At 53.0% G+C, this 7586-nt stretch carries 3 protein-coding genes; 2 read left to right on the forward strand and 1 reads right to left on the reverse strand.

Annotation, left to right across the window (positions count from 1 at the left end; translation table 11 throughout):
• Positions 1 to 275: 275 nt before the first annotated feature.
• Positions 276 to 1913, forward strand: a complete 1638-nt coding sequence (locus CIK95_RS08080) for an ABC-F family ATP-binding cassette domain-containing protein (protein ID WP_094466745.1) — start codon at positions 276 to 278, stop codon at positions 1911 to 1913.
• Between the two features lie 926 nt (positions 1914 to 2839).
• Positions 2840 to 7216, forward strand: a complete 4377-nt coding sequence (locus CIK95_RS08090) for a choice-of-anchor J domain-containing protein (protein WP_094466747.1) — start codon at positions 2840 to 2842, stop codon at positions 7214 to 7216.
• 79 nt (positions 7217 to 7295) lie between these two features.
• Here the strand turns inward: CIK95_RS08090 and CIK95_RS13350 are convergent.
• On the reverse strand, positions 7296 to 7586 hold a 291-nt coding region (locus CIK95_RS13350), incomplete at its 5' end, for a hypothetical protein (protein WP_216820586.1).

Consider the following 7586-nt stretch of genomic DNA (forward strand, 5'->3'; position numbering starts at 1 on the left):
AATTTGAAAGTATCTCTGATGGCAGAATTAACTGTGCCAATGCTAAAAGTCCTTGATTATTCATGGTACAAAGGTATAAATAATCTATAGAACCAAAGAATTATCCCCATGGTTTATCGGGTGAGCCGTTTCTCTCTCGCGCGCCCCGACTGTTGCCCCATTCTGCCAATTTATGTCTGTGTCACGGCAAATTCCTGCGATATGCAATAGGGATTGAGTATTTTTTAGGTAACTTTGCATCGTTTTTCACATTACGCACCAGATAATAATAGAATATGATTTCAGTAGATGGACTGACCGTTGAGTTCGGCGGCACCACCTTGTTCAAGGACATTACCTTCCAGATTAACGAGAAGGACCGTATCGCCCTGATGGGCAAGAACGGCGCAGGCAAAAGTACCCTGCTCAAGATATTGGCGGGAGTGCGCAAGCCCACACGCGGGTCTGTGTCGGCGCCCAAAGACTGCGTCGTCGCCTATCTCCCCCAACACCTGATGACCGAAGACGGCCGCACCGTGTTTGAGGAGACCTGCCAGGCATTTGCCCATCTCCACGAGATACAGGCAGAGATAGACCGTATCAATGACCTCCTTTCCACCCGCACCGACTACGAGAGCGATGAGTATATGCAGCTCATCGAGACGGTGTCTACGCTTTCCGAGAAGTTTTATGCCATTGACATGACCCACTTCGAGGAGGATGTCGAGAAGACCCTGTTGGGTCTCGGCTTCGAGCGCAGTGACTTCGACCGGCCCACCAGCGAGTTTTCGGGAGGATGGCGTATGCGTATCGAACTCGCCAAACTGCTCCTCAAGTCGCCCGACGTGCTGTTGCTCGACGAGCCCACCAACCACCTCGACATCGAGTCTATCGGCTGGCTCGAGCAGTTTATCATCAACAGCTCCAAGGCAGTGGTGGTCATCAGCCACGACCGCAAGTTTGTCGACAACATCACCACGCGCACCATCGAGGTCACCATGGGTCGCATCTACGACTACCGCGCCACCTACAGCCACTATCTCGAGTTGCGCAAAGAGCGCCGTGAGCAGCAGATGAAGCAGTATGAGGAGCAGCAGAAGATGATAGCCGAGACCAAGGACTTCATCGAGCGCTTCAAGGGCACCTACTCCAAGACCCTGCAGGTGCAGAGCCGCGTCAAGATGCTTGAGAAACTCGAGCTTATTGAGGTCGACGAGGAAGACACCAGCCGTCTGCGCCTGAAGTTCCCGCCCAGTCCGCACAGCGGCGCTTATCCCGTGCAGATGAGCGATGTGTCTATGTCGTTTGGCAACAAGACCGTCTTCAGCGGCGTCAATCTCACCGTGGAGCGGGGAGACAAGATAGCCTTTGTGGGCCGCAACGGCGAGGGTAAGTCGACCCTCGTGAAGTGCATCATGGGCGAGCTGCAGAACCAGGGAGACCTCAATCTGGGCTACAATGTCCAGATAGGCTATTTCGCCCAGAACCAGGCGTCGCTGCTCGACGACAACCTCACCGTCTTCCAGACCATCGACGATGTGGCCAAGGGCGACATACGCAGCAAGATACGCGACCTGCTCGGCGCCTTCATGTTTGGCGGCGAGGAGTCTACCAAGAAGGTCAAGGTGTTGTCGGGTGGAGAGCGTACGCGCCTCGCCATCCTCAAGCTGCTGCTCGAGCCGGTCAACCTGCTTATCCTCGACGAGCCCACCAATCATCTGGACCTCAAGACCAAGGACATCCTCAAGCAGGCGCTTCAAGATTTCGATGGCACCCTTATCGTGGTGAGCCACGACCGTGACTTCCTCGACGGGCTGGTCAGCAAGGTCTACGAGTTTGGCCATGGCCGCGTGCGTGAGCACCTCTGCGGCATCTACGAGTTCCTCGAGTCCAAGGCTATGGAGAACCTGCAGGAACTCGAGAAGAAGCACTGATGCCCGCTCGGTATCTATAGCAGAAATGCAGTGATGGTGCATATTATGATATATGTCAAGAAAGAGGCCCCGAGCAGCAGAAAGTGGCCCCAGACTATTGTCAGAACCGCAGAAGTGTAGTACCTTTGCATCATCAAAAGGTTAATAGATTGTTTAGATTAGTAGTAATAGATTTAGGTTTTTAGTTATTAGGTTTTTAAGGTAGATTGACAGATTGTTTAACCAGGATGACAATGGAAACCGTGAGGTTTTCATTCGTTTAGAAAATAAGTAGTTAAACATATCGGATACGCTGAAGCTCGTTGATGAGTCTCAGCGTATTTTTTTTGCCCATGGCGAGGGTAGGGGCTACCGTCACGATGAGGCTCATGATGCGCAGCAGCGCGGTGATGATGCAAACCGATGATACTCACTGCATCCATTGCTTTCCTGATTGCGTTTGGCGGCTCGTGCCTTCCGTTACGCGCTTCCGTGCCTTCCGATGCGTGCTTCCGTGCCTTCCGATACGCACCCTCGTGCCTTCCGATACGCGCCAGCCGGTGTCATTTCCACGCCGCCATCTGTTATTTCCTCATTCGCGACTGTCATCTCCACGTTTCCAAGTGGCATCTCCACGTTTCTAACTCTAATCTCCACGTTTCCAATTGTCATCTCCACGTTATTGGCGGTCATCTCCGTGTTATGCAACCCTATGATAACCAATGTGGGCGGTTTTTGCTTGGTTTGGATGGAAACGGCGAAAGGCGCTGATGTGTCGGCGGTTATGCCGTTTTTGGCCTCGGGTGGGCTGGTGATAAATTAGAAAATCCCAAAAAGAAATTAAAATTTTCTGATAAAAATTGCAAATTTTTCCGAAAAACTGATTACTTTTGTGGACATATAGGAACCACATTATTATTAATTACAATTTTCAAGTGTTACAGTCTATGAAAAGAATCATTACTTGTCTCAGCATGCTATGTATGCTGGTAGGACTTGCCATGGCAAGTCCGGGACCGAAAGCCCTTGCGGCTTCCGCAGAGACTACGCTCTACGGAGGAATCTCAACGGGCATGAAGCCGGTCGGTATCTATTCGACCACCACGGCGACCCCGCCGACCCTAACCCCTCTTGCAAGCATTTCCAGCGTGACGCCCTCGGCTGGTGTGTACATCGATGGTTACTACTACGTGTTGTCTGCTTATATTAGGGGATCCAAAGTACTCCTTACCACGTTGGAAAAGTATGATACCAACACATGGCAAATCGTCGAGAATCTCAGCTCCGGCACAGACGTTCCTACCTCTCTGGTTTACAACCCCAAGGATGGTAAGACCTACGGATGCTATCCCGCCAATTCCAGTCTCTTTAGGTTGTGTACGCTTGATTTGACCAGCGGTGTCAAGACCAATGGAGGTGTGCTTGACCAGCGCTATGTAGCCCTCTTTACTGACAATAGTGGCAAGGTGTATGGTATCGGTCTGGATGGTAATCTGTGCCAGCTCAATCTGGAGACCGCCGAAGCCACCGTTATCGGCGCTACCGGCGTGACTCCCTCTATAGATGTGCAGGACGCCTGTTTTGACGAGTCGACCAATACTGTATACTGGTTTGCCCACACTGCCGACGAGAGTTCGCTGTACACTGTAGATGTAACTACTGGTAAGGCTACCAAGGTGACCGACTTTGCAAGCCCCGCCATCAGATGGGCTGGTGTGTTTGCCAAGCCCGCCAAGAAAGTGGAAAGGCCCGCTTTCATCGCCAAGATGAGAACCGAGTTTGACAAGAGCAGCCTCACTGGTAAGTTTATCTTCACCATGCCCGACAAGACCGAGAGCGGTGAAGCCCTGACCTCAAACCTCTCTTACACGTTCTTCCTCAACGACGCTGAGTACAAGACCGGCGAAGGCGCCCCCGGTGCCGAGGTCGAAGTGCCCGTTACCGTGCCTGCCGACGGCAAGTACAAGTTTGCCGTTTGTGCCAAACTCGACGGCGCCAGCGGTCTGACCACCTATATCGAAAAGTATATCGGTCAGGACTCTCCCAAGACTCCTGCCAACCTCAAGGCAGTCAAGGCCGAGGGTTCCAATGAGATTACCATCAGCTGGGATGCCGTCACAGAAGGCGTCAACGGCGGATATATCAACACTGCAGCCATCAAGTACTCGCTGGTACGCCAGCCCGACAACGTGACTGTAGCTTCAGACCTCACCACTACCTCGTTTACCGACAAGACCATCACCGCGATGAACAACTACAACTACGTGCTCATGGCCACCGACGGCGTGAAGAGCAGTGGTGCGGTGACCTCTAACGACGTGCTCGCCGGCGAAGACCTCGGTGTGGCTCTGCCTTACGAAAACAGCTTCCTCGGTGAAAATGGCATGGGCTTCTTTACCACCATCGACGCCAATGAGGACGGCAACACATGGAGAAGCAACGGCAAGAACGTGTTCTACAAAGCCAGCAAGGACAAAGACGCCAATGACTGGCTGGTTTCTCCTATCGTGAAACTGGAGAAGGGCAAGGCCTACCACCTCACCATGGCCCTCATGGTAAGCGACCTGAACAAGCAGGAACGCTTTGAGATAATGTATGGCAAGGAGAAGACAGCTGCCTCGATGACCAAGAAGGTCTGCAACGAGAAGGTAACCTCTACCGGCTGCTATGTAGACGAATGGATTACCGCCGACGAGACCGGCCTCTTCTATATCGGCCTCCATGTCACCTCTGAGAAGAATCAGGGTGCCCTGGCTGTCTCTGACTTCAAACTCTCTGACGGCATCAATACCAAGAGTCCTGGTGCTGCTACCGACATCACCGTGATTCCCGGCGAAAAGGGCGCACTCACCAGCGAGGTAGAGTTCACCTGTCCTACCAAAAACTTCAGCCATGGCCCATTGTTTGGTCTTTCCAAGGCTGTTGTAACCAATCTTACCACTGGCAGAGAGATTGCCACTATAGACGGTGCAGAACTGGCTGTAGGTCTGAAGGTGAAGGTAAGCGACCCCAATCCTACCACTGGCGAGAACGAGTACAGCGTAGTATGCCATAACACCTATGGCGCCGGTATCCTGGCTACCGCCAAGGGCTGGGTAGGTCCTGATGCTCCCGGTGCTCCTACCAAGGTTCAGTGGGTACAGAAGGGCTCGCAGACCATCATCACCTGGGAGGCTCCTACCACAGGTAAGCACGGTGGCTACGTAGACCCCACCCAGATCTACTACTCTGTATACAATGCAGAGACACAGACCAAGATCAAGTCAGACCTGACCACCTGCACCCATGTAGACGCTCCTAATCTCTCTGACCTGCAGACCTCTCTCGCCTATGTGCTCTATGCCTACAACGACTATGGCACCAGCGCCCCCGCTTACAGTAACACCTCTGCCTTCGGTTATGGCTATAAGTGTCCTCTCAAGGAATCGTTTGCCAATAGAAGGCTGTCTACCAAGCCCTGGCTTATCAGCACCACATCGGGCAACAACGTATGGCAGCTGACAGCTGACCTCGCTCCCAACGTATCGTCTCAGGATGGCGACAACGGTATGGTAGGTTATAGCGCCGGCAACCCCGGTGGCGCCCGTCTCACAACGCCCATCATCGACCTGAGCACCGAGAAAAGACCCACCATCAAGCTGTGGTACTATCTCTTTGATACAGCTTCAGACCTGAAGATTACCGTGTCTAACGACTGCGGTCTGACATGGACCGACGTGGCCACTCTGCCCAAGGAAGTAGTCAAGAAGTGGACTGCGGCTACCGTAGACCTCTCTGCCTACAAGGCCTATGACCACCTGCAGATAGGTATCGAGGCTACCAACAAGACTATGGCCTCTCCTCTCTTCATAGATAACGTCACCGTGGGCAATACCTTCGACTATGACCTCGCGGTCCAGAGCCTCGTGCTGCCCAAGTCTGCCAAGGCTGGTTCGGACATCAAGGCTTCTGTCTCTGTATTCAACAACGGTCTCAAGGCTGCAGGCGCATACAAGCTGCAGTGCTATGTCAATGGTGAACTGGTCAACACACTTAACGGTAGCGCTCTGGCTGCTGATGCCCTGGAGACCTTCAATATTGATATCACCGTTCCACTGCTCGACGCCGAAGAGCTCGAGGTGAAGTGCAAGGTTGTCTATGCCGACGACGAGAACAAGGCTAACAACGAGAAGACCGCGATAGCTGCGGTTACTCCTTCCAAGTATCCCCAGCCCACTGCCCTCAAGGCCACTGCCAAGGCCGATGGCAATGTGACTCTCAACTGGGCTGCTCCTACTACCGAGTACTATGCCGAGCGCACCGACGATATGGAGAGCTACGAGTCATGGAGTGTAGGCGGTATCGTGGTTGAGGAAAACAGAGCCACTCACGAGATGATTGTCACCACAGACCGTGGCTCGCTCGGCGACTATACCCTCATCGACTGCGACCATCTGGCCACAAACTATACCTGGGGCGCTGTTGATGGTGGTCAGAGCATTCCTCACCTCGGCCAGGGTATGGTATGTCAGGTTATCGACTGCGACAAATACAACAGCAAGACTAGCATCATGGCTGCCCATAGTGGCAAGAAGACGCTCTGCTTCTGGTCATCTGTTCAGAATGATGACTACCTCATTCTTCCCGAACTTGCTCCTAACAACAAGTACATCTCTTTCTGGGCCAAGTCACTCTCCAATAGGTACGGCCTCGAGTCGTTCGACATCGTGGTATCCAAGAGCGGCAAGGAGCCTTCTGACTTCACCCTCTTCAAGTCTGTCGAGAACGTGCCTGTAGGCTACAAGACCGACCCCGAAGCCGGCTACGCTTTCTATGAGTTCCAACTTCCCGAGGACACCAAGTATGTGGCTATCCACTACAATGCCAAGGATGTGCTGGCGCTGCTCATCGACGATATCACCTGTACTCCTGCCTCTAACAAGGCCAACCTCACTCTAGAGGGTTACAATGTATATCGCAACGGTGTCAAGCTCAACGAGAGCCCCGTCACTGCCGCTACTTACAGCGACAAGATTTCTGGCGAAGATGTTTACCGCTACAACGTGACCTCTGTATTCAGCGTAGGTGAGTCGAGCTTCTCCAACACTGCTCAGGTATCTCTCAACACCGGTATCGGCGACAACGCCATCGGTGAGGGCCGCATCTACGGTGCCGAGGGTGCCATCGTAATCGAGGGTATGGCTGGCGCAGATGTTACTATCTACACTGTCGACGGTCGTCTGGTTCAGCAGGTTAAGGCCGAACCTACTACCCGCGTTGCCGTAAGCAAGGGTGTGTATGTAGTCAAGACCCGTGAGCTGTCTCGCGCGATTGCCGTAAGATAAGAAGACCGTCATCTCCATCGGGAGAGATGCCAAGTCTTTCCTGGAGAATGACCCGACACAATAAGAAAAGGACGTATCCTCAATCAGGGTACGTCCTTTTTTCGTGCGGAATTGTGGCAATGGGGAAGGGGAGGACCACGGGCCCCATCCCAGCCCTCCCAAGGGGAAGGAGCAGTACCCCAACATCCTTAAACTCAGCGGGAATGAGCTCCCGCCCCTTGGGAGGGCACTGAAAAACTACCATTATTTCCATTTTATCGGCGTGGTCAGGCGTCATTATCGGGCGTTTACGAGGCGTTCTGGCTACGATGTGTGGTGAGAGTAAAAAGCAAAAATCGTCCCCGAGAAGGGCTTGGAACGCTTCCAAACG

Source organism: Prevotella sp. P5-108 (assembly GCF_002251385.1).
Lineage (GTDB): Bacteria > Bacteroidota > Bacteroidia > Bacteroidales > Bacteroidaceae > Prevotella.

Bases quoted from the DNA above. Each gene is read 5' to 3' on its own strand.
- CIK95_RS08080 (WP_094466745.1), top strand. From the start codon at position 276: ATGATTTCAGTAGATGGACTGACCGTTGAGTTCGGCGGCACCACCTTG.
- CIK95_RS08090 (WP_094466747.1), top strand. From the start codon at position 2,840: ATGAAAAGAATCATTACTTGTCTCAGCATGCTATGTATGCTGGTAGGA.